Consider the following 24,550-nt stretch of genomic DNA (forward strand, 5'->3'; position numbering starts at 1 on the left):
GGACCCGGACGCCAGCCGCCCCAGTAGTTTTCCGGCTCCAACGAGCCTTGGACCGCTATCCCGGCACCTTCCCTGTCTCGGGCTGCCCGCATACCCGGGGCCGGCTCCCCATAGGCCCGCCTCCCAAAGGATTAACCCCGCTGGGAGCCGAACGGAAGGATTGAAAAGCCCGGCGTTTTATGCGACACTATAAACAGACCGACTGGTCGTTTTATTTCCCATTCCTTAATTCCAACAACTAATAAAAAGGACGTGTGACCATGACGGATAACCGACTGACCAAGCTGGCGGACGTGCTCGTCAATTATTCCACCGAGGTGCAGAAGGGCGAGAACGTGCTTATCGAAGCGTTCGGCATTGATGCCGCGCTTGTCAAGGAACTCGTGAAAGCCGTTCACCAGGCGGGCGGCCACCCGTTCGTCAACCTGCGTGACCATTCGGTCATCCGGGCGATGCTGATGAATTCTACCGAGGAGCAGATCCGCACCTGGGCGGAATTCGATCACTATCAGATGGATCGGATGAACGTATACATCGGCGTACGCGGAGGAGAGAACGTCTCGGAGATGTCCGACGTGCCCGCCGACAAAATGAAGCTGTACCAGTCGCTGTACAGCCACCGCGTGCACAGCACCACCCGTGTCAACCAGACCAAATGGGTCGTGCTGCGCTACCCGAGCCCGTCCATGGCCCAGCTCGCGAACACGAGCACGGAAGCCTTTGAGGACTTCTACTTTGACGTCTGCACCCTGGACTATGAGAAAATGTCCCGCGCCATGGATCCGTTGAAGGAGCTCATGGACCGGACGGACAAAGTCCGCATCGTCGGCCCGGGCACCGACCTGAACTTCTCGATCAAAGGAATTGGGGCCATCAAATGCGAAGGCAAGCGCAACATTCCGGACGGCGAGGTGTACACGGCCCCTGTCCGCGATTCCGTCAACGGAAAACTGACCTACAACACGCCCAGCGTTTATCAGGGCTTCACGTTCGAGAATGTCTCCCTGGAGTTCAAGGACGGCAAGATCGTCAAGGCCACGGCTAACGACACGGAGCAGATCAACAAGGTATTCGATACGGATGAGGGCGCCCGCTATATCGGTGAGTTCTCGCTCGGTTTCCATCCTTACATCCAGAAGCCGATGAAAGATACGCTGTTTGACGAGAAGATTGACGGCAGCTTCCACTTTACCCCGGGCCAGGCCTACAAGGTAGCGGATAACGGCAATTCCTCCGCGATTCACTGGGATATGGTCTGCATCCAGCGCCCGGAATACGGCGGCGGCGAGATCTGGTTCGATGACGTGCTCATCCGTAAGGACGGCCGCTTCGTCATTCCGGAGCTGGAGGGCTTGAACCCCGAGAACCTGAAATAGAGAAAAGGAGGCCCGTTGGATCGGGCCGTTCCTGATCGAGCAAGGCACTGGCTGGGCTTCCACCGGTGCCTTGTTTTTGGAAGGACCTAGGGGGAAGATTTAAGGAAGACAGTAGGCTTTCCCTTTCGGGGAGAAAGGAGAAACGGGCATGTCACCTAAGGTAAGCGACGCCTACAAGGAAGAGCGGCGGGCCGCCATCCTGGAGGGGGCCCTGCAGTGCTTTGCCGACAAAGGCTACCCGGCCACCACGGTCGACGACATCGTCCGGAGGCTCGGGATCAGCAAGGGCGCCTTGTACAATTATTTTGCCAGCAAGGAAGAGATGTTCACGGCCCTGATGGAGGAGCGGATGGAGCGGCTCATTGTCGGGGTGAAAGGGGAGCGGTACGACACGATTCCGGATGCCGCCGGCAAGCTCAGCCTGATCATGCGTCGCTTTCAGCGCCAGGCCCTGCAGGAGCTCCGGCCCCTCCTCGCCTTCTACCTCGAGTTCTCGCTGCAGGCCTCCCGCCGGGAGGAGCTCCGCCAGGTGATGCTCCGCCATGAAGAGACCGCTGTCGCCTTCATCCGCGAGGTGATCGAGGAGGGCATCCGCTCCGGAGAGTTCAGGCCGGACCTGGACAGCGGCGAAGCCGCGTCCCTCTTCTGGGCGCTCCGGGACGGCATCGCCCTGCAGTTCATCGGCAGCGGGGAGGACGAGCAGTACCAGGTGCTCATGCGCGGTATGGAGAGAATGCTCCTCCTGTACGCCAACAAGCGGCCGGAGGGTTAGACAGCTCCTTAAGCGGGCGAAGGCCGGCACCCTCGGAGGAGCGGAAGAGCAACGGAAGGGCCGGAAGGCCGAACAGGATAGTCACGGCAGCGGGAATCTCCCGCTGCCTTTTGCTTTTTAGGGCTTGCGGATTAACGGAATGTTGTTCCGCAAGCTCTTTTTAACAGCCGAACATCCCGGTCAAAAAAACTATTGCATCCCGCTCCGAAATTTTGGTAAGATGGGATTCCGTTTCTCTGCGGCTGTCTACCGCTTTCTATTTTCATGCAAGGCGTTGACGCGCGGCTGCCGTCTCCCGCCTGCGTACCCGGAGGTGTTGAATGCTTTTTGCCGTCCTTGCCAAAAAAGCGTACCGGCGGAACCTGCAATACCGCGGCTCGCACCTGGTCCATAATCTGGCCAGCGCCATCTTCGGCGTGGTATACATCTCGATCTGGATGGGCCTCGGGGAGGGCCGCTCGCTCGGGGAGTACGGCCTGAAGGGCATGGTAAGCTACATCGCTTTTAACCAGGTCAGCCTGTGGGTGGCCCTCTTTCTGAACAACGGCCTGGGGATTCCCGAGTCCGTGCGGACCGGGCAGATCTCGCTCGAGCTTATGCGTCCCGTTCCCTTGTTCTACCAGCTGATGAGCCGGGAATGGGGGCAGATCGCTTACCAGTTCGTGTACAAGTTTCTTCCGATTTACTTCCTCTACTTCTTCGTGTTTCAGCTTCAGGTTCCCAGCCAACTGTCGACGTACGCGGCCACGGCTGCCGCGCTCCTTTTTGCCGCCTACATAAGCATCTGCATCAACTACTTAATTGGGGTCACCTCGCTTTGGACGACGGAGTCCACGTGGTTTTATTGGCTGAACTATTCCTTTTCCATGCTGCTGTCGGGCTTCTTCATTCCGCTCGAATGGCTGCCGGGCTGGCTCCACGCGATCAGCGTCTGGTCGCCTTATCCTTATCTGCTCTATCACTCAACGCGAATCTATTTGGAGCTTGAATCGTTTACGGTGTTAACGGGCTCCGTCGTGTGGTGTCTGCTGTTTACGGTCCTGTGCATCGGGGCCACGCGTATAGTCCGGCGGAAGCTGGAGGTGCAGGGAGGATGAGCGTGCTTCGGATGTATGCCCTTCTCGTCAGGGCGAGCGTAAAGAGCCGGATGCAGTACCGGTTCAATTTCTTCTTCACCTCCTTAATGGCGGCGGTTATTAATGCCGTTGAATTTCTTATGGTTGCGGTCGTTCTGGTGAAGTTCGGGGATATCCAAGGCTGGAGCGTGTATGAGGTGGGGTATCTGTACGCTGTGCTGACCCTGTCCAAAACGGTGTACCGGACGCTCGCGAGCGACGTTCACCATCTGGAAAAATACCTCGTCACCGGAGACCTCGACCGGCTTCTGATCCGTCCGGTCCCGATTCTGCTCGCCCTCATGTCGCAAAATTTCCGCATCATGCTGGGGGAGCTTCTGCAGGGGGGCTTTATTCTGGCCGTCTGCCTGCGGCACCTGATGCTCGAGGGCCAGCTCGGCTGGGCTTCCCTTCCGTTAACGCTGTTAATCATTGTCATGGGCTCCGTCATTCTGTTCTCGATCGGACTCGCCACGGCCTCCGTCGGCTTCTGGATCACACGGATCAGCGAGCTTCAGACCTTCACCGAGGACGCCTCGCGGAATGCGTGCCAATACCCGCTTACGCTGTACCCGGGCTGGCTGAAATTCATGCTGCTCTCCGTCGTTCCCGTCGGGTTCGCCAACTATATTCCCGCTCTCTATGTTCTGAGGGGAGAGCTCGGCCCCTGGATTCTGGCCGCCACCGCCGGCGCAGCGGGGCTGTGTTATTTCTTAAGCCGTCGTTTATGGAGCCTCGGGCTGTCCCGGTACCAAAGCACGGGATCGTAAGGACGAGGAGCAGGAGCAGGCAGGATTACCGGAAGAGAGAGGAGAAGGTTCATGATAGAAGTAGAGAATATCCGCAAAACGTTCCGGACCCCCGTCGTGCACACCGGCCGCTTCGCCGGCCTCCGGAGCTTCTTCTCCCGGGAGTACCGGGAGAAGGAAGCGGTGCAGGGCATCAGCTTCACCATTCCGCCGGGGGAATTCGTGGGGTATATCGGGCCGAACGGGGCCGGGAAATCAACCACGATCAAAATGCTCACCGGCATCCTGCACCCGACCTCCGGTAAGGTGCGGATCGGCGGGATCAGCCCGCACGAGGACCGTAAACGGGTGGTCGCCAAGCTGGGCGTCGTGTTCGGCCAGCGCTGCCAGCTGTGGTGGGACCTGCCGGTGAAGGATTCCTTCGATATTCTGGCCGAGATGTACAAGATCGGCGGGAAGGCGAAGGAAGAAAGGCTTGGCGGTCTCCGGGAGCTGCTCGGGCTGGATGAATTTCTCGAGACGCCGGTGCGCAAGCTCTCCCTCGGGCAGCGGATGCGCGCCGATCTCGCCGCGGCGATGCTGCACGACCCGGATATCCTGTTCCTCGACGAGCCGACGATCGGCCTCGACGTCACGGCGAAGAAGAACATCCGGGGCTTTCTGCAGACGCTTAACCGGGAGTTCGGCAAGACGATTCTGCTTACCACGCACGACATGGACGACATCGAGCAGCTGTGCTCCCGGGTGATCGTCATCAACCACGGCCGGATCGGCTATGACGGGTCCATCCCGAGGCTCCGGGAGCGCATCGGCCTGCCTACGGTCATCAAGGTGACCTACCGCGGGCCGGTGGACATCCCGGAAGAGCCCGGCGCCCCGTTCACGATCCGGGAGCGTTCGGAGGCCGCGGTTACGATCGAGTGCAACCGGCAGGAGCAGAAGGCGATGGATGTGCTCCGGACGCTCGGCCTGTGGGGAGAGATCGATGACGTGCATATGGAGGAGCCGGAGTTCGAGGAAATCATTCACCGGGTCTACTAACCCGCGGAGGAAAAGCGATTCTCCTTGGATAGACTATAAGGGATTAAGACCGGCTTTCGGCAGGAAGGGCGAAGAGGATTATCCTTTTTTATTTCGGAAAGGGAGGGGTTCGTATGAGCATAGAGCCTAAGGATTGGACTATCGAGAGGGAACGGCTTAAGGAGGTGGCCGGCCAGATCGGGAAGCAGCTCGAAGGGCTGGAGGATATCGTCCGTGACCGGAGGGAAACGGTCGTAAGCGGCCGCCGGAACTTCTGGGACGACATCACCGTCAACGTCGAGAACGAGGACGAGGAAATCGAGACGGCGGCGAGCATTACCCAGCAGGCGAACGTGCAGCGGCAGCAGGAGATTGCCTACCGGCATGCCTTCCAGACGCTCCGCCGGCTGGAGAAGCTGCAAGGCTCGCCGTATTTCGGACGGATCGACTTCACCGAACGCGGCGGAGCTTCCGAAGCGGTATATGTCGGCATCCAGTCGCTTACCGACGAGGAGAGCGGTGAAATCTACATTTACGATTGGCGCGCTCCGATCTCCGGTATGTTCTACGATTACCCGCCCGGCCCGGCGGAATATGAAACGCCCGTAGGGCCGGTCCAAGGGGAGCTCACGCTGAAGCGGCAGTACGTGATCCGGCACGGAGAGCTGCGGCAGATGTTCGACACCGGCCTGCCGATCGGGGACGATGTGCTGCGTGAGATGCTGGGACAAAGCGCCGACGACAAGATGAAGAGCATCGTCACGACGATCCAGAAGGAGCAGAACGAGATCATCCGTACGGACCGGCACCGCATTCTGATCGTTCAGGGCGCTGCGGGCAGCGGCAAGACGTCCGTTGCTCTTCAGCGGGTCGCCTACCTGCTGTATAAGTACCGGAACGTGATGAGCTCGGAGAACATTCTCCTCTTCTCGCCGAACCGTCTGTTCAACGATTACATCTCCACCGTTCTGCCGGAGCTGGGCGAGGCGAACATGCGCCAGACGACGTTCCAGGATTATCTGGCGTACACGCTCGGGTTCGAGTGGAAGCTGGAGAACCCGTATGAGCGTATGGAGCTTGTGCTCGGCTCGGAGGAGAATGAAGTCTGGCGGGCCCGCACGGCCGGCATGGCTTACAAGGCCTCGACGGACTTCTTCGGGCTCATCCGGCGCTACCTGACCCTGCTTAAGCAGGAGGGGATGCTGTTTAAGACCCTATCCATCCGGGACAAACCGGTTATCCCGGCCGAAAGGCTGGTGGAAAGGTTCTACGGATTCGAGCCGAGGATGTCCATCGAATACCGGATCGAGAAGATGCGCCGGTGGCTGCTGGACGAGCTGGAGGAGAAGGAAGAGGCGTATGCCAAGGCCGTTTACCGCAAAATGTACGCCAACCCCCGCTACCTCGGCACGGAGCCCGAGATGAAGGCGGAGAGCCGGCGCAAAGCCCGCCGGGCGTTCACCCCTCTGGTGGAGATGGCGGACCGGCTCGAATTCGCCGACGCGCTTGGGCTGTACAAGCGGCTCTTCACGGATCGCGGGCTGATTCAGCGCCTGCTGGCGGAGGAGCCTGGGGCTGAGGCTGGCGTGGCAGGGGCGCCGGCGTCTGCGGGTGAATCTGCCGGATCGGGAGCGCCGGCCGAGGGTGAGCGGGAAGCGGCGAAGTTCGGCGGATCGCTTCCTCCCGAATGGGAGGGGATCTGCCGGTACACGCTGGAAGCCCTCGAGCGCGGGGAGATGCCGTATGAGGACGCCACGCCTTACGTCTATCTCCAGGCTGAGGTGGAGGGGATGCAGAAGTACCGCGAGATGCGCCACGTTCTGATCGACGAAGCCCAGGACTACTCGCCCTTCCAGTACGCGTATATCCGCGCGCTGTTTCCAAAGGCGGGCTTCACGCTTCTTGGCGACCTGAACCAGGGCATCCAGGGAGAGGCAGGGCTGCAAGGCTATGAAGGAATCCGGGAGCTGCTCGGGGGAGACGAGGCGAAGACCGTCCGCCTGTTCAAGAGCTACCGCTCGACCCGGCAGATCGTCGACTTCACGAAGGCCCTGCTGGGCGAAGGGCAGCCGGTGGAGGCGTTCAGCCGGGACGGGGAGCTGCCGCGCTTGATCCGCGCGCAGGACGAGTCGGCGCTCGCCGATGCGGTCGCTGCGGATGTCCGCTCCCTGCGGGCGGAAGGGGCGTCGGTCGCCGTTCTCTGCCACACGGCCGAGGAGAGCGAGCAGGCCTTCGCCGCCCTGCAGAAGCGGGGCGAGACGGACGCGGTGCTGATCACGCGGGAGACGGAAACGTTCGTCACGGGAACCGTCGTGCTGCCGGTGTACCTGGCGAAGGGCCTCGAGTTCGACGCGGTCGTCGTCTACGAGGCGGGGAGCCTCCGTTACGGCCGGGAACGGGAGCGCAAGCTCCTGTACACGGCGTGCACCCGCGCGCTTCACCGCCTGCATCTGTATTACACCGCGGAGCCGTCCCCGTTCCTGGCCGGCGTTCCGGAAAGCCTGTTCGAGCGGCAGGAAGCTTAAGAGCCGGGTGCCTTTTTGTTTCGAAGCGTTAATGGTTTGTCATACAAATGAAATATGGCCAACACGCACCTGTAACGTAAAGGGCCTATACTAGACCTTGACCCCCCTTTTTAATAATATAACCCTTAAGGCCTGCAGCCGGTGTGCTTGCAGGCCTCTTTGTTGGCAGGGAGTTTTGCAGCCGGACGGACGGGGGAGGAGGAAGGAGACCCTTCGGATCAGCGGATGCTTTTTGGCTCAAGGAAGGGCCAGTCCGCTTTCGGACCTACCGTCTACCTGACAAAGGACGGCAGATAGTCCTATATCTTTAGGGATACCTATTGTCATGCAAATGAAACGTTAGCCTCATGAATCTGTAACAGGGAGGCTCTATACTAAACCTTGACCCCCCTTTTTAATAATATATACCTTTAGACCTGCGGCCGGTGTGCCTGCAGGTCTCTTTGTTTGCCGGGCTAGAGAACCAGCTTGCGGCGGATGCCGATCACCACCGCTTGGGTGCGGTCCAGAGCTCCGAGCTTCTGGATGATGTGATGAATGTGGGTTTTGGTGGTTCCCTCGGAAATATGGAGTAGGGCCGAAATCTCCGCATTGCGCTTGCCGTAGGCGAGGAGCTGAAGGACCTCGGTTTCCCTCTCGGTCAGCGGCTCCAGCAGCGGGTCATCCGGGAAGCCGCCCTCTTCCGCCCCCGGCGGGGGACTGACGAGCTGGGCCAGCGCTTTTTTGGCGGTGGTGCTGTTGAAAAGGGTCGCTCCCCGGTGCATGGCCCTCAGCCCGGCCAGCATTTCTTCCGTATTCAAATCCTTGAGCAGGTACCCCGAGGCTCCGGCCCGGATGCCGTCAAAGACATAATTCTCCACGTCGAAGGTCGTCAGCAGGACCACGCGGGTGTCGGGCAGGGTCTCCGCAATGGACCGGGTCGCCTCAATTCCCGTAAGGCCCGGCATCCGGATATCCATCAACACGAGATCGGGCGAGGTCCGCCTCGCCAGCTCCACTCCTTCTTCTCCCGTCGACGCTTCTCCCGCCACTTCCATATCGGGCTGCAGATCGAGAATATACCGCAAGCCTTTGCGGATCAGCGCCTGGTCGTCTACGAGCACAATCCGTATCTTATCCGGTGCGGCCATGATAGCGTTCCCCCTCATCGTCGTGAGCGAGCGGGAGCCGGGTCTCCAGCTCAAGCCCGTGCGGGCTCAAGGCCCGGAAGACCAGCCGTCCTCCGGCGGCCTCGCACCGCTCCTTCATTCCGCGCAGGCCGAACCCGGGCTCCAGGGGCTCCTGAGCCCGGTACGAGCCGTCATCGCGGACCGTCAGCGTAAGCTCCCGCCCGGCTTCTTCCACGCGTACGACCGCTTGCTTCGCTTCCGCATGCTTCAGGATGTTGGTCAGCGCCTCCTGCAGAACCCGGTAGAGAATGATTCCGTGCTCCTCCGGCCAAGGAGTTAGAAGCTCCCGTTCCTCGTACCGGATGGCCAGGCGGGTCCGGGCCTCCGTTTGGGACACGAGCCCCTTAAGCGCGGCCGCCCCCAGCCGGCTGTCGTCATCGGACCACTCCTTGACGGCCATCCGCACCTCCTGCATCCCTTGGCGCGCGGTGTCCAGCAAATCCTCCACCATCTCGGCGGATTTCGTGGCATCCCGGCCGATCGTGAGGCGAAGCGCCTGAAGCTGGACGATCAGCGAAGTGAGCCGGTGGCCGAGTCCGTCGTGGATGTCGCGGGCGAGCCGGGTCCTCTCCGTTAAGGCGGCATAGCCCATCGCCTGGACGGAGGACCGGTAAAGCTCCGCATGGGCGGCCTCCAGCTGCCGGAGCTGCTCGCGGTTGGTCCGGTGCGCCTTCCTCAGGAGAGCCTGGCTGCGCAAGGTTCCGTACACCAGGAAGGCGGCGAGCCAGGCTCCGAAGGAGAAGCCGTCCAGGAGGAGCATGCCGGTAATGATCGTCAGGGTGGCGGCCGCCAGAACCGCCGGCCCCCGTTTCCCCCCGCTTTCCGCCGTCGCCGCTAGATACAGGAAGGGCCAGAAGATCCGGTGATCGGGAAAATCCGGATAAAGCAGGCGGGAGCCGAGCGTCACCGCAAGAAGGAGGAGCAGCCCCCCGAGGTAGCGTTCCCGGCTCCATAAACGGGCGGGAAGCAGAACCAGGAAGGCATACCCGCTCAAGAGGAGCAGGGCGATCAGGAGAGCGGGAAGGTCCGCCGCCCGTTCTTTTGGAAAGATCAGAAGAAACCAGCCCACAAGAAAGAGCAGGTGAGCGGCTCGGGCGGCGGGGAAAGATCGTACGATTTCCATGGAGCTCCTCCTGTAATCGGGGGATCCCGACTGAGAATGGTCATCTTTTCCCCAGTTTATCAAAAAAACGGAAAGGCGGCCTCTACCGATCGGTGTAGGTTTCAGCGGCGGAAATCAGCCAAGGGGTAGACGACCGGTCCGCTCCGTCCGTGGTACCTTTTTTCCAAGGGAGCCTGATGCGACAGGCCCTACAAGAGAAAAAGGAGACGATGATGATGAAGTTATGCCTGTGTGGAACGTTGATCAAATACCGCTGACCCTCTATCGTGGCGTTAGTCATTGCGGCATCCGGCCTGCCGACCACTACCGTCCAGCCGCTGGCGCAGATTTTGATCCTGGCCGCTCTGGTTTACCCGATCGCCGGGGCGATCCGGGGTCATATGCGGGGAGCGGGGCCGATCACGGCTCAGGTGGGCGGCCTGCTTATTTTCGCAGGGATTGCCGCCGCGGCGATGATGGCGGGGAGGGAAGCGGGGATTCTTCTCCTCATCATAGGCTATTTGGGTCATGCGATATGGGATGTGTATCATTTCATCAAGAGGAAGGTCGTATGGCGGGAGTACGCGGAATTTTGCGGGGTTCTTGATTTTATAATCGCCGTGCTGCTGGCCATTTCGTTAATAAACGGATAAAGAGCGGGGGGTAGCCCCCGCTCTTTTATTGTTTGGCTTCGTACCAGGGATTGAGGTGCACCAGCACCTCTTCCACATCACGGTGCGCGTTCATGATGGAGAGCTTGATGGTGCGGGCGATATCATGCCCTTCCTGGATGGTAAGCGTGCCGGGCACCGCCACGCGCACGTCCACGATGGTGTAGTGGCCATGCTCCCGGGCGCGAAGCCGGTCAATCCTTCTCACCTCCGGCACGCTCCGGATCAGGGAGGCGTACTGCTCGAGCTGCTCGGGGGCTACATTGCGTTCCATGAGAATGTCGAAGGATTCCCGTCCCATCGTATAGGCGAGCTTCATGACGAGGAACGAGACGATGATACCCGCGACCGGGTCTCCGAAACCCAGCACGGGATTGTCGTAATACTCCCCGATGAGGCCGCAGCCGATGCCCGCCACCGCCGCGATGGAGGCGTAGACGTCCGCCAGATGGTCGTGCGCGGTGGCGATCAGGCCCTTGCTGTTCAGCTGCCGCCCGATGCGGATCGTATACAGGTACAGAAGCTGCTTCCAGACGAGCGAGACGAAGGCGGCGGCCAAGGCAAGAAGATGGGCTTCCGGCGGCTCGGCTTGTAGAAGCACCTCGAACGAGTGGTAGGCCATGAAGAGGGCCGCCATCGCGAGAATAACGGCGACGACCGCCGCGCCGAGCACCTCCGCTTTGCCGTGGCCGTACGGATGCTCTTTATCCGCCGGACGGCTGGAGATGCGCATTGAGCTCAGGGCGGCGCCCGAGGCAATGACGTCTCCCGCGTTGTGAACCCCGTCGGCAATCAGCACCTGGCTGTTGAACAGGAAGCCGATGACGAATTTGATGCCGGTCAGCAGGATGTTGCTCACCAGGCTGATCCAGGCGGCGAACATGGTTTGGCTGTTGGTTGGACGCATGATGGATTCCTCCTGCCTTCATTATGGCCCAAAATCCCCGAATCCTTTTCGTTTCCTTCCGAATTTTTCATCCTATTCCGAAACGGGCTTTCGTATGTGCGGGCATGCTCTTTCTGCGAAAGGGAAGAGAAACCGGAGAAGGGTCAATCCGGAAGGGGCCAGCCTGATTGGAAAAAGGAATCCAAACGAGAGTGGAAAGAAAATAATGCTTTACAGCGAAACAATGTTTCGATAGAATAATTTTTATGATGTAACAATGTTATGTTACGGATATTTCGGATAAGGCACTAAGGAGGACAGGAAAGGAAAAAATAGCTTTATCGATTTTCCCTGTTGAAGACCGGCAGGAAACCTGTATAAACTGGTAGAGGATTTGGATTAAGGAGGGTTTACCCATGTCAACGGCTGCCAAAGCCAAAAGTCCGGGCCTGTTTAGCAACGGCTTTGTCCGGGCCATTCTGCTGTCCGCCCTGTTCCTGCAAATCGGCATATGGGTGCGCAACTATTCGATTCTGTTATTCGTCATGGAGAAAACGGGGGAAGACCCCGTCGCCGTCTCCCTGATTTCGGTGGCGGAATTCGCCCCGATCTTTATTTTCTCCTTCATCGGGGGAACCTTTGCCGACCGCTGGCGTCCGAAGCGGACGATGGTCTGGTGCGATATCCTGAGCTCACTCTCGATCTTCGCGGTGCTCCTCGCTATGGTGTTCGGGGGCTGGAAGGCCGTCTTCTTCGCTACGCTTGTCTCTTCCATTCTGTCCCAGTTCTCCCAGCCGTCGGGGATGAAGCTGTTCAAGCTGCATGTGCCCGAGGAGCACGTGCAGGCGGGCATGTCGATGTACCAGACGCTGTTCGCGCTCTTCATGATCCTGGGTCCCATTCTGGGAACCTTCGTCTTCCAGAGCTTCGGCATCGACTGGGCCATCGCCGTGACCGGCGTCGCCTTCCTGCTGTCGGCGGGCGTGCTCACGTTCCTGCCGCCGGACCGGGTGGCCTCGGAGGCCAAGGCCCAGACCAGCGTACTCCAGGAGATGAAGCTCGGCTTCCGCTACGTGCTGTCGAGCAAGGTGCTCTCGACGCTCGGAGGAACGTTCGCCGCCGCCGGCCTGGCGCTCGGCCTCATCCAGCCTCTTGCCGTATTCCTTCTGACGGAGCGGCTCGGCCTGCCGAAGGAATACCTGCAGTGGTTCATGATGGCGAACGGCATCGGCATGATCGTAGGGGGCGGCCTCACGATGGCCATCGCCAAGAACGCCGCTCCCCAGAAGCTGCTTGCCTTCGGCATGGCGGTAAGCGCCGTGTTCATCCTCGTCAGCGGGATGTCGACGATGCTCTGGCTGACGCTGGCCGCCAACTTCATCAGCGGCCTTGTCATGCCGGCCATCCAGATCGGCATCAACACGATGATTCTGAAGAACACGGAGGAGGCCTTCGTCGGGCGTGCGAACGGCATTCTGACGCCGCTCTTCATGGGCTCCATGGTCATTACCATGAGCCTGGCAGGGGCGCTGAAGAACGCCATTCCGCTCGTGACCATCTACGGCGTTTCAGCCGCCTTGTTCATCGTGGGCGTGTTCATCCTTCTGCCGCTGTTCCGGCTGCAGGAGGTTCGGACCGCAGCGGAAGCCGGCTAAGCCGGCGTACGCCGCCTGACTCCGTAAGCCGGCTAAGCCGCCGGACCTCCGCCGCCTGACACCGTAAGCCGCACCGTCCGGTCCTGGGGACCGGGCGGTTTTTTTATTCCAGGGGGAGAGGGAACAGTTGATTGGCGCCGTTTACGGTTCATGCGGTTATGCGGCACAGGTGCGGTGACGGGGGGCGCTTACGGGCAGACGCCGGTGGCTTAAAGTCGTCCATTAACCGGGGACGGACGAACCGGGTTGAAATTCCTCCGGTGAACCCATAAGATGAAGGGGAAACGATTATAACGCAAGGAGGACTACATACCAATGGCCTTATCCAACAAAATCGGAGTCATCGCCGACAGCTTCCGCCTGGGGGTCCGGGACGGACTGAAGGCAGCGAAGGAAGTAGGAGCGGACGGCGTGCAGCTGTATGCGGTAAAGGGAGAAATGGATCCGGACAACCTGAGCACGGCCCAGCGCAAAGAGCTTAAGGACTATATCGCGTCTCTCGGCCTGGAAATCTCCGCCCTGTGCGGCGATATGGGCGGAGGGTTTCATTACAAAGAGCAGAACGCCGAGCGGGTGGAGAAGTCCAAGCGGATTCTGGACCTGGCCGTGGAGCTGGGCACAAACGTGGTGACAACGCATATCGGCGTGGTGCCGGAGGATGCGAACGATCCGGTCTACCTGGCCATGCAGGAAGCCTGCGAGGAGCTTGGGGTGTACGCGAAGAGCATGAATGCGTTTTTCGCCATCGAAACCGGTCCTGAGCGCGCTTCTCATCTGAAGAAGTTTCTCGATTCCTTGACCACGAACGGGGTATCGGTTAACTTCGACCCGGCGAACATGGTTATGGTTACCGGCGACGATCCGGTGGAAGGCATCAAGCTGCTGAAGGACTACATCGTCCATACCCACGTGAAGGACGGCGTCCGGTACCTGGAGCTTGATCCGCGCGAGGTATACGGCGGGCACGGCTATGAGCCGATGAGCCACGAGAAGATCGCCGCCATGGGCACCGAGGGCAAAATCTACCGCGAGCTGCCGCTCGGGGAAGGCAACGTCGATTTTGACGCCTATTTTGCAGCTATTCAAGAAATCGGCTACACCGGCTACCTCACGATCGAGCGGGAAGCGGGAGCCAACCCGGCCGAAGACATCCGCCGCGCCGTGGAATTCATCAAGCGGTATAAATAAAGAGCATTCCGTAAAGCCTTCCTGCTTAAGGGGGCTTTTTTGTTAACTCCGCAAGCCGATCACCCATTCACCAGGAGGGATAGCATGAGCGAAACCACCCGTGACCAAGCCAACCAGGATCTATCCAACGAAACCATCCGAACCCTGATCGCCCACCGGTCCATCCGCCGTTACAAGCCCGACCCCGTGGAGCCGGCCAAGCGGGACGCCATTCTGTACGCCGCCCAGATGGCCTCCACCTCCAGCAACATGCAGGCGTACAGCGTCATTGGGGTGACGGAGCCCGCCCTGAAGCGGGAGCTGGCCGTGCTTACGGGTAACCAGGCTTACGTGGAGCAATGCCCGCTCTTTCTCGTCTGGTGCGCCGACCTGTACCGTCTGAAGGAGGCCGGGGCGAAGCACGGGACGGCGATTGCCGAGGACACGACGGAGAATTTCATCATCGCCACCGTGGATGCCGCCCTGGCCGCCCAGAACGCGGCGTCTGCCGCCGAATCGCTCGGGCTCGGCATCGTCTACATCGGCGGGATCCGCAACCGGATTGCCGAAGTGACCGGGCTTCTGAAGCTGCCGAAGCTCGTTTATCCGGTGTTCGGTATGTGCCTGGGCTACCCGGATCAAGACCCGGGCCTGCGCCCCCGCCTGCCGGTAAGCGGCATCTATCACGAGAATGCGTACCGGCCGGAGCAGATCCGGCCCGCCATCGACGAGTATGACCGCATCGTGAGCGATTACATGCGGGTGCGCACGGGGGGACAGTCGGACCGGGACTGGTCCTCGCAGATGGCGGAGCGCTTGTCCGTACCGCAACGGGCGCATATGAGGGCGTATCTGGAGGAGCAGGGGTTTAAGCTCACCTGACCCGGCCCGCGGCCGAGGGCTGCAAGGGGAAAAGGCTTTCTTTACCTGGGAATCTTTTTCCCCTTTGGGTCCCTATGTTAGAGAAAACATATTATAATGGGATAAGCGTATCCTGGCATATGGAGGTAGCCCATGAGACACGAATCCATCCCATCTCAACCTTTTTATGAACAAGTCTACACGTATGCTCCTATCGGAATCGCCCTGGTTTCCTTGAAAGGTGAATGGCTGCGGGTTAACCCCGAGCTATGCCGGATGATGGGATACAGCGAAGAAGTATTGACGACGCTTACCTTGCATGACCTTACTTACCCGGATGACCTGCCTGCCGACTACCATGTAAAGGAACTGATCGAAGGCCGAACTTCCTCCTGCTCTTTGGAGAAGCGGTATTTCCGCAAGGACGGAAGCCTGCTGTGGGCCTCTCTGCACGTATCGCTGGCCCGCGAGGAGAAGACAGGGGAGCCTTTGTATTATATATTGCATCTTATCGATATATCGGAGAAGAAAGCGGCCGAGAGCGAGCTTCAGGATACGGGGGACTTCTACCGCCTTATGCTGGAGAATGCCCGGGACGTGATTACCTACAGCCGGGCGGACGGAACCATGCTTTACTGTTCCCCCGCCGCGCGGACTCTGCTTGGGTATGAGCCGGAGGAGCTTATCGGCAGCCGGAACCTGAGTTTCTACCACCCCGACGACCTGGCGGCTCTGCGTTCCCGGACCTTTGAGGACAGCGATGTGTTTACGTGCCGGGTCCTCCATAAGAACGGGCATTACCAGTGGTTCGAAACGGCCGTTACGTTGAACCGGGACGAGTCGGGGAAGGTGAAATTCATCCTCGGAGTCGGGCGCGACATAACGGACCGCAAGAAGAACGAAGAGCTGCTCGCGGAAGCCCAGCGGGTCGCTTCCCTCGGAAGCTGGGAGTGGGATATCCCGAAAGCGGAGGTGATCTTCTCCGATCAGCTCTACCGGATCCACGGTCTGGAGCCGCGGGAGAAGGAGTGGATTCCCGCCCAGATGCTGGAGACGGTCCACCCGAAGGACCGCGACCATATTCTGGCCGGTCTGTCGCAGGCTCTCGAAACCGGAGGACTGGAGCAGGAATATCGAGTCATCGATAAGGACGGGGGGATCCGGTATATGCATGTCCGGGGCGAGACGGTTCTGGATGGCGACGGCAAAGCCGTCCGGATGAGCGGAACGGTTCAGGACGTGACCGACCGCAAGAACGTCGAGCTTAAGCTGCAGGAGACCGTGGAACGCTATACCTCCCTGAAGAAATACAATCATGACGCCGTGTTCTCCCTGGACCTGCAGGGACGGGTTCATAACACGAACCAGATGGCCGAACGGCTGACGGGCTATGTCGTGGCGGACATGGTCGGCGTGACCTTTGCCCGTTTCATCGGGGAGGAGCACCTGAAGGAAATCCTGACCCATGCCGAGGAGGACCGGACGGCCGAGCAGAAGATTGACAAGATCCGTCACCGGGACGGACATTCGGTCGAGGTGCTGACCACGATCGCCCCCATCGTCATCAACGGGGAGACGGTCGGGTATTACATTATCGCGAAGGACATTACCGAGCAGAAGAGGCTCGTGCTGGCGAAGGACGCAGCGGAATCGATGAACAAAGCCAAAAGCGAGTTTCTCGCCATGATGAGCCACGAAATCCGGACGCCTATGAACGGGGTGATCGGCATGACCGATCTGCTTCTGACCACCACCGACCTCGATCCCCTGCAGAAGGAATATGTGGCCGTCATCCGCAAGAGCGGAGAGACGCTGCTCGCCATCATCAATGAAATTCTGGACCTTTCCAAGATTGAGTCGGGCAAAATCCGGCTCGAGGAGAGTCCTCTCGATGTGCGGCAGGTGCTGGCGGAAACGCTGGACATCCTTAAGCCGAGATGGGACGGCAAGGGACTCGGCATGACGGTGTCCGTGGAAGAAACCATCCCCTGCGTTCTTAGAGGGGACCCCGCCCGGCTGAAGCAGGTGTTCCTTAACATTATCGGCAATGCCGTGAAATTTACCGATTCCGGGGAGGTTTCCGTTTCGGTTCAACGGGCCGGGGGAGAACGGGGAGAGTTCCGTCTGAAGGTGACGGTCCGGGACACCGGGATCGGAATACCGGAGGACAAACGCGAGCACCTTTTCGAGCCCTTCTACCAGCTCGATCAATTCATGCTGCGCAAATCGGAGGGAAGCGGACTCGGGCTTGCGATCAGCCGCCGGCTGGTGGAGCTGATGGGCGGAGAGATCTGGGCGGAGCCGGTGAAGGGCCCGGGGGCTACTTTCGTCTTTACCGTTGTGGTTAAGCAGGAGGAGGCCGGAGGGACTTCCGGCACTGCCGTGGAGAATCCCGAAGAGCCGGAGGGGCAGAAGGGGCTGTCCATTCTGGTGGCCGAGGACAACGAAGTGAACCGGCTCGTTCTGCAGAAAATGCTGGAGAAGCTGGGCCAGCGCGTCCGTCTGGTGGAGAACGGGAAGGAGGCGGTGGAGGAAGCGGTCCGGAGCCGCTACGACCTGATCTTCATGGACGTCCGCATGCCGGTCATGAGCGGCCTGGAGGCGACGCGCCTGCTTAAGGAGAAGCTCCCTCCCGAGCGCCGTCCCGTTATTGTGGCGGTCACCGCCAACGCTCTCAAGGGAGACCGGGAAATGCTGCTCGCCGCCGGCATGGACGACTATATCAGCAAGCCGATCACCCGGGATACCGTGGCCTCCATCATCGAGCGTTATTCCCGGCAGGAGCATGCCGAAGGGCAGGCGGGCCGTTAGCGGAAGAACGGATTGAATCTACTGGACCAAGAGAATCAAGAGGGCGCAAGCCCTCTTTTTGCATTCCTAAAGGTTTTCTGACGCTGATTGTTAAAGTAAGCGCTTTTATTAAGATTATGTAACAAATTGGAAATCGCATTGAACCGTGACACGGTCTCTATTATAGTAGGAGTGCCTATAGAATACTTCCCCCATTCGGGCCGAGGAGGAGCTTTTTGATGAATAAGCGGCTGTACCGTTTGATCCGTATGATTCTTGCGACTCTCCTGCTGTTTTCTGTTCTGCCGCCGCCGGCACATACGAAGGCGATGGACATGCCCTCCGGTACATTCGGTCAAGTCCATGACATTCGTCAAACCGAGCTGGCACCCGGAGCTGTTTATACCTGGTACGATATGACCATTCCGAGGGGACAGGAGAAGGTTCATTTTCTGGAGTTTGACCCGAAGAACCCGAACCTCGAGCTGCAGGCCGGCACCAAATCCGGGAAGGTCCGGGGAATGGAAGGCGTCACCGAAATGGCGGCTTATGCGGATAAGCCGGGCAACCGGGTTATAGGGGGAATTAACGCGGACTTCTTCGATATCAGCGGCAATGCCACAGGCGTGCCGAACGGGCTTTTTATCGGCGAGGGAAGGATCTTGAACACCGCGGTCAATTCTTATGCTTACGGCTTGAAGAAGGATGGGACGAGCCTCTACGGCAGTCCTAAGCTAACCCGTACGGTTACCATTGGGGACGTCACCACGAATCTTACGCATATCAACCGGTTCCGGGAGGACAATCAGCTCGTTCTCTATACAACGGATTATTTCACCTCTACCAAAACTTCCAACCAAGGCGATGAAGTGGTTCTCGACATTCTGGAAGGCTCCGTCAAAAGTGGCACCACCTTGAGGCTGAAGGTGTCGGAGGTGCGCCGGAATGCCGGAGATACGCCGCTTTCGGAGGGAAAGGTGGTGCTTTCCGCGTCCGGGAGTTCCCGGCCCGTCCTCGAGAATGTGAAGGCCGGAGATGAAATCACGGCGCGCTTCGATCTGGAAGGAGAATGGTCCGAGGTAACGGTGGCGGTCGGAGGCAGAGGCCCCTTGGTGAAGGACGGGGTCCCGCAAACGAATGTTATTCCGGAAGGAGTCCATCCGAGAACCGCTCTTGGCACGAAGGCGGACGGGTCTATCGTCCTGTTTGAAGTCGACGGAAGAGCGCCCGGCTTCAGCGAAGGGGTGGAAACCGCAGAGCTGGCCCGGATCTTGGCGGACCTCGGAGTGGTGAACGCCATCAATCTCGATGGGGGAGGCTCTTCCACTTTCGTGGCGCGAATGCCAGGAGAAGTCGGTGTCCGCATGATGAATCAGGGATCAGACGGCGGAGAGCGGCAGACGGGCAACAGCCTGCTTCTGGTCAATAAAGCTCCGGAAGGTCCTGCCGCCAGGCTCGCGGTCAACCCCGGGATGGAACGCATCTTGAAGGGATCCTCCTTCTCCTTTGCGACGGCAGCCCTTGATGAAGCGGGGCATCCCGCAGCGTGGAGCGGAACTCCAAACTGGTCCGTGGACCCCGCGATTGGAACGGTTGACGCATCCGGCCGCTTCACGGCGGGCTCCGTTCCCGCGGCGGGCCGCATTCGGGTATCAGATGGCTCCCTCCAGGGAATGGGAGAAGTGGAGGTGGTTGACCGGTTGACGGAGCTGAAGCTGCCTGATGAAGCCAAAACGTATACGACCGGCTTTACGGTGAAGCTTTCCGTCAAGGCGCTGAGGGACGGACAGGTCATCCAGGCCTCCAATGATAGCTTTGAGTGGCGGTTAGAGGGGCAGATCGGGACGATTACTCCGGACGGTATTTTTACTTCCACTTCCGCCAATGACCAGAAGGGCAGAATCTATGTCAAATACGGGAACGTGGAAACGTCGATGGAGGTGACGGTTGGTGTTCCTCCCGTGATGCTGGAGGATTTCGAGGGGGACTTAACCCGCTACAAAGCCACTCCAGTAGTGGCAAACTATGCGAGAATCAGTCTGGAAACCAACCAGGATTACGTTCGCTCCGGAAAGGGGGCGCTTAAGCTGGACTACGACTTTACCGGAAAGACCGGAACCTCCGGCGCTTACTTCGAGGTGAAATCGGCGGACGACCGACTTTCCGTTCCCGGCTATCCCACCAAGATCGGCATGTGGGTGTACGGGGACGGTCAGAAGCACTGGCTGCGCAGCCAGTTCCGCGACGGCGGCGGCAAGGCCTTTGCGGTGGACCTGACGAGCGCCGAAATCGGAGTGAACTGGACGGGGTGGAAATACGTGGAGGCGCCCATTCCGGCGGGGAAGACCCTTCCTTTGCAGATAGACCAGGTCGTCCGCTACATGGAAACGAACAACAAGAATAAAACCGCCGGTACTCTTTATGTCGACGATATCCGCGTCCTGTATGGACCGGTAACGGAGGACCGAACGCCTCCGGTGATCAAGAATATTACCCCGGCTGAGAATGCGGTCGTCAAAACAGCCATGCCCACCATTACCGCCTACGCAGAGGACAGTGGCTATGATCCGGTGAAGCACCCGGGAACGACGCTGATCGACCCTGCCAAAATCCGGGTGTATATGGATGGCGTGCAGGTCTCCTACGGCCTGTATCCGCCGGAAGGCCGGATTCAGTATAAGCCGCTCGAGCCGCTGGAGGACGGGCCGCACAAGGTCAAGGTGGCGGTCCGGGACATGAGCGGCAACCAGACGATTAGGGAATGGAGCTTCCGGGTCGACCTGGGCCTGCCCAAGCTTCTCCACAGCACACCGGACAAAGTTTACGCCGGAAATCTGTATACGCTTGATATCCGGGGGGATAAGATCGCTCAACTGAAGAGCGGGTCTTCCGAGTTCGGGTTTGATCCCGCTGTGGTGGAGATCACACGGATGCTGCCTGGCGACAAGCTTACCGGCAATCAGGCGGCGGCTTCTCTGGACCCCGCGGCTGGTACGGTCCGAGTGGACCTGACCGGCTTGGACGGCCTGACTCTCAGCGACGAGGATATCCTCGCCAAGGTGGAGTACCGGGTTAAAGGCAGTGCGGCCGGTACCAACGTGATCCATTTCTCTTCCGGCACCGTGACGGCGTTGGATGGAAGCACGCGCGCCTTTTACGGAGATGCCCTCTCGTCCGCGATTGAGCATGAGCTTACGCTCGACTGGGACGCTGAAGGGGTTACGGAAAGCTTCACCACCCAATTCATGATCAAGGATCGGAACGGGGGACCGGTGGAAGGCGCCCGGCTGCTGCTGGACGGGGTCGAGGCCGGTGACGGTGGAGCTTCCTCCCAGTCGGATGCCCGCGGGCTGTTGGCAACGGATGCCGCTACGCGCCTAACGGGAACGCATAAGGTGCAGGCCGTTAAAGGAAGCTCCTACAGCCCGATCCTGACGTTTAAGGTTTCTCCGCTTGCGGGAACGGCCGAGCCTTTCAATATCAGCGTCAATATGGGAGACGAAGCGTCATCCTCGCGCCATTTTGCCTGGCATACTCATGTGGATACGTTGGACACGGTCGTGGAGGTGGTAAAACGCTCGGAGCTGGCAAGCTTCGATTCCGGCAGCGTCATGCGGTTCACGGGAACGAGCTCGATTTTCGTCTCCGATCAGGACGGCACCGTCCGGGTGCATAAGGCGAAGGCGTCCGGCCTCGCACCCGATACCGAATATGTATACCGGGTGGGCGACGGCAAGGGGCTGTACAGCGCAGAAGGAACGTTCCGAACGGCTTCCGCCACAGGGGGCAAAACCCGGTTCCTGTTCTTTGGGGATTCCCAGGCTTCCGACACAGCAGGCTTCTCTCTGTGGGCAGCCACTCTGCAAAAAGGGCTGGAGGAGATGCCGGGCGCGGAACTCTTCTTCCATGCGGGCGATATTGTCGACGCCGGATACCAGGAGGACCAATGGAACATGTGGTACAAGGAGGCGCAAGCCAACCTGATGAAGGCCACGTTGGTTCCCGCTATCGGCAACCATGAGGTGATGGGAACAAGGCAGAATGAGGACTATCTCGCCCACTTCTATAACCCCGAGAACGGACTGGAGAGCTTGAAGGGAACGAATTTCTCCTTCGACTACGAAGAGGCTCACTATGTCGTGCTGAACAGCGAATATGAGATCGCCGCCCAGAAGGAATGGTTGCGCAAGGATTTGACAGGATCTACGAAGAAGTGGAAGATCGTCATCTTCCATCAAGGCCCGTATGGAAGCATTTACGACAACGGGGTTATCCGCGCCGAGTGGACGCCGGTATTCGATGAATTCGGGGTCGATCTGGTTATGAACGGGCACGAGCATGTATACCTCAGGACGCCTCCTATGAAGAATCAAATGAAGACGGATTTGGGCAAGGGAACGGTCTACGTCGTCGGGGGTTCTTCCGGCCCGAAGTTTTATCCCCTGACTCCTAGGAGCTGGCAGGAGAAGACGTTTGCTGAGGAGAAGCAAATCTTCTCCGCCGTGGAGCTGGAAGGGGATACCCTTAGCTTTACGGTCAAGACCATTGACGGACGGGAAGTCGACCGTTTTGTTATAGTGAAGGCTGCTCCGGCCGACCCGATGACGTCCCTCTCGTTGACGGGCAGGACAGGGCTGAGGCTGGGGGACACGGACCAGACGGTAGCCAAAGCGGTATACACCTCCGGCTTGGAACTCCCCGTCAGCACCGGCTTGTCATATGCCAGCAGCAATCCTGAGGTGGCCAAGGTGAACCCAACGGGTCTCGTTACGGCCTTAAAGGAAGGGACCACGGTTATCTCGGCCGTCTACCAGAACTTCCAGGGCTCCTATTCCTTAACCGTTAGTACGGAGCAGCCGGTTGTGACGCTGGACCGGCTGGAATTCGGCGGACTTCCCAGCGAAATGAAGACGGGAGAGACGCGGGAGGCCGTTACCTATGCCGTGTACAGCGACGGTTTGCGCACGCAGCTGACACAAGGGGTTGGCTACATCAGCCAGAAGCCAGAGGTGGCCTCCATCGACGCCTCAGGGAAGGTCACGGCAAGCTCGGAAGGCACGACCGTACTGACGGCGGTTTACGGCGGCCTGACGACGGATTTTTCCCTGACGGTACGCAGCGCCGCTCCGGCCGTGACGCTGGACAAGCTGGAGATTCAGGGGCTTAGTTCAATCATGAAAGCCGGGGATTATCAGGTTGCGAAGGTGATAGCCTCCTACAGCAGCGGGTTAGTGAAGCAGCTTACGGAAGGGCTTGACTTCCGCAGCAGCGATCCGGCGACAGCCGAAGTGACGGCGGATGGTCGGATTCAGGCCCACAAGAAAGGGAAGGTCGCTATAGAGGTATCGTATGAAGGCCAAACCGCCTCCTTTGCCTTGACGGTTACGGCCGAATCAACAGACACGGAGAACCCGGGCGGCGGAGGCTCCGGTCCCGTCTCTCCTCCTGTGCCGGAGAAGCCCGAGCCGGTACCCGGATTGGTGAAGCTTGACCCTGAGAAGCTCGCAGCTTCGGAAATCGAAGGGATGAAAGTGGTTATCTTGAACGATAACTTCCGGGAGATTGTCTTGCCCGATCGTGCTTTGGAGAGCCTTGAGGGGGACGCGCTGCGTATTCAATCGCCGGAGCTTGCCGTCCTCATTCCGGCCGAGGTCTTCGGGTCGCTCCGCGGCCTGGCCGGCACTTCGGACTTGGCGGGCAGCCGGCTCTCGCTTACCGTCGATAAGGTTTCGGGCGCGGAAGTGGAACGGCTGCTGACCGCGGCGGAACGGCAGTCCGGTGCCCGGGTGGAGCCGGCGGGAGACCTGATGGAATTCGGGCTGAGCTTCACGACCAAGGACGGCAAGGCTATGACGATAAGCCGATTCGACAAGCCGCTGACGATCGAATTTAAGGCGAAAGCGGGAGTGGACCGGAAGCTGACGAACCTCTACTACGTGGCGGACAACGGCCAGCTTACGTACGTGGGAGGCTCTTGGAACGGGGAGTGGATCTCCGCGGAGGTTACCCACTTCAGCAAATATTCCGTTCTCCAGTATGACCGGACGTATGCCGACGTAGAGGCATCCCATTGGGCCAGTCCTGTGATCAAGGAGCTTTCCGCCAAGCAGCTGGTGGAAGGCACCGGCCCTCGTGACTTTGAGCCGGAACGTGACGTCACGCGTGCCGAGTTTACCGCCATGCTGGTCCGTCTGCTCGGCCTGAAGGGCCCGGCCATTCAGCGATTTGCCGATGTGACAGCGGGTCAATGGTATTACGAGGGTGTGGGCCTTGCCGCCCATGCGGGTCTTGTCCAAGGCGTCAGCGAGTCGTCCTTTGCGCCGGATGCGCCCATCCGGCGGCAGGAAATGGCTGCGATGATCGTGAGGGCTTATGAATATGCAACCGGACGCCAGGCTCCTGAGCCTGCCGCGCATCCTTTTGCGGATACGGATACGTTGGATGCATGGGCAAAAGAAGCGATAGGCGCCGCCAAAAGCCTGGCCCTCATCAGCGGAAGAACGGATTCCTTGTTCGAACCGGCGGGCACGGGCACCCGCGCGGAAAGCGCCAAGCTGATCCACGGTCTGTGGAACATACGCAATAAATCTTAATCAATAGTCCCTGGTCTCCCCCCTGCCGCGTCAAGGCGGCAGGGGGTTTTTTGGTATCTCCGGAAGGATTCTCGTAATGGCTCTTCTTGGCGGATAAAA

Annotated in this window: 15 protein-coding genes; 12 read left to right on the forward strand and 3 right to left on the reverse strand. The window is 59.5% G+C overall.

Annotation, left to right across the window (positions count from 1 at the left end; all coding sequences use genetic code 11):
* Positions 1–260: 260 nt before the first annotated feature.
* From MJA45_RS02300 to helD, 6 genes are all read left to right on the forward strand, one after another.
* Positions 261–1,376, forward strand: a complete 1,116-nt coding sequence (locus tag MJA45_RS02300) for an aminopeptidase (RefSeq protein ID WP_315605685.1) — start codon at positions 261–263, stop codon at positions 1,374–1,376.
* A 148-nt stretch (positions 1,377–1,524) separates the two neighbouring features.
* Positions 1,525–2,148: a TetR/AcrR family transcriptional regulator gene (locus MJA45_RS02305; RefSeq protein ID WP_315605686.1), complete on the forward strand. Its 624-nt coding sequence runs from the start codon at positions 1,525–1,527 to the stop codon at positions 2,146–2,148.
* A 320-nt stretch (positions 2,149–2,468) separates the two neighbouring features.
* Positions 2,469–3,245, forward strand: coding sequence for an ABC transporter permease (locus MJA45_RS02310; protein ID WP_315605687.1), 777 nt, complete (start codon positions 2,469–2,471; stop codon positions 3,243–3,245).
* Positions 3,242–4,033 (forward strand): ABC transporter permease, encoded by a 792-nt coding sequence (locus MJA45_RS02315; protein ID WP_315605688.1) that lies wholly within the window; start codon positions 3,242–3,244, stop codon positions 4,031–4,033. The genes MJA45_RS02310 and MJA45_RS02315 overlap by 4 nt, the downstream gene beginning before the upstream one ends.
* Positions 4,034–4,084: 51 nt before the next feature.
* On the forward strand, positions 4,085–5,053 hold the full coding sequence (locus MJA45_RS02320; RefSeq protein ID WP_315605689.1) for an ABC transporter ATP-binding protein: 969 nt from the start codon (positions 4,085–4,087) through the stop codon (positions 5,051–5,053).
* A 113-nt stretch (positions 5,054–5,166) separates the two neighbouring features.
* Complete coding sequence (gene helD / locus MJA45_RS02325) at positions 5,167–7,557, forward strand: RNA polymerase recycling motor HelD (RefSeq protein ID WP_315605690.1); 2,391 nt, start codon at positions 5,167–5,169, stop codon at positions 7,555–7,557.
* Between the two features lie 455 nt (positions 7,558–8,012).
* Here helD and MJA45_RS02330 read toward each other — a convergent pair whose 3' ends face one another.
* Both MJA45_RS02330 and MJA45_RS02335 read right to left on the reverse strand, forming a co-directional pair.
* A complete protein-coding gene (locus MJA45_RS02330; RefSeq protein WP_315605691.1) occupies positions 8,013–8,687 on the reverse strand; it encodes a response regulator in 675 nt (224 codons plus the stop codon).
* A complete protein-coding gene (locus tag MJA45_RS02335) occupies positions 8,671–9,849 on the reverse strand; it encodes a sensor histidine kinase (RefSeq protein WP_315605692.1) in 1,179 nt (392 codons plus the stop codon). The genes MJA45_RS02330 and MJA45_RS02335 overlap by 17 nt, the downstream gene beginning before the upstream one ends.
* Positions 9,850–10,115: 266 nt before the next feature.
* Here MJA45_RS02335 and MJA45_RS02340 point away from each other — a divergent pair, with 266 nt between their 5' ends.
* Positions 10,116–10,481 carry a hypothetical protein gene (locus MJA45_RS02340; protein ID WP_315605693.1) on the forward strand — a complete coding sequence of 122 codons (366 nt, stop codon included), beginning with the start codon at positions 10,116–10,118 and terminating at the stop codon, positions 10,479–10,481.
* Between the two features lie 25 nt (positions 10,482–10,506).
* Here MJA45_RS02340 and MJA45_RS02345 read toward each other — a convergent pair whose 3' ends face one another.
* The gene (locus MJA45_RS02345; RefSeq protein WP_315605694.1) at positions 10,507–11,406 is read right to left on the reverse strand and encodes a cation diffusion facilitator family transporter; all 900 of its coding nucleotides are present in this window, start codon (positions 11,404–11,406) and stop codon (positions 10,507–10,509) included.
* A gap of 395 nt (positions 11,407–11,801) precedes the next feature.
* Between MJA45_RS02345 and MJA45_RS02350 the strand changes: the two genes are divergently transcribed.
* The 5 genes from MJA45_RS02350 to MJA45_RS02370 all read left to right on the forward strand — a co-directional run bounded on the left by MJA45_RS02350 (position 11,802) and on the right by MJA45_RS02370 (position 24,451).
* Positions 11,802–13,040 carry an MFS transporter gene (locus MJA45_RS02350; protein WP_315605695.1) on the forward strand — a complete coding sequence of 413 codons (1,239 nt, stop codon included), beginning with the start codon at positions 11,802–11,804 and terminating at the stop codon, positions 13,038–13,040.
* A gap of 315 nt (positions 13,041–13,355) precedes the next feature.
* The gene (locus MJA45_RS02355; RefSeq protein WP_315605696.1) at positions 13,356–14,228 is read left to right on the forward strand and encodes a sugar phosphate isomerase/epimerase family protein; all 873 of its coding nucleotides are present in this window, start codon (positions 13,356–13,358) and stop codon (positions 14,226–14,228) included.
* A gap of 84 nt (positions 14,229–14,312) precedes the next feature.
* A complete protein-coding gene (gene nfsA, locus MJA45_RS02360; RefSeq protein ID WP_315605697.1) occupies positions 14,313–15,089 on the forward strand; it encodes an oxygen-insensitive NADPH nitroreductase in 777 nt (258 codons plus the stop codon).
* A 132-nt stretch (positions 15,090–15,221) separates the two neighbouring features.
* A complete protein-coding gene (locus tag MJA45_RS02365) occupies positions 15,222–17,879 on the forward strand; it encodes a PAS domain S-box protein (protein ID WP_315605698.1) in 2,658 nt (885 codons plus the stop codon).
* Between the two features lie 218 nt (positions 17,880–18,097).
* Positions 18,098–24,451 carry a phosphodiester glycosidase family protein gene (locus MJA45_RS02370; protein ID WP_315605699.1) on the forward strand — a complete coding sequence of 2,118 codons (6,354 nt, stop codon included), beginning with the start codon at positions 18,098–18,100 and terminating at the stop codon, positions 24,449–24,451.
* Positions 24,452–24,550: the final 99 nt, after the last annotated feature.

Origin of the sequence: Paenibacillus aurantius (genome assembly GCF_032268605.1) — a bacterium.
Lineage (GTDB): Bacteria > Bacillota > Bacilli > Paenibacillales > NBRC-103111 > Paenibacillus_AO > Paenibacillus_AO aurantius.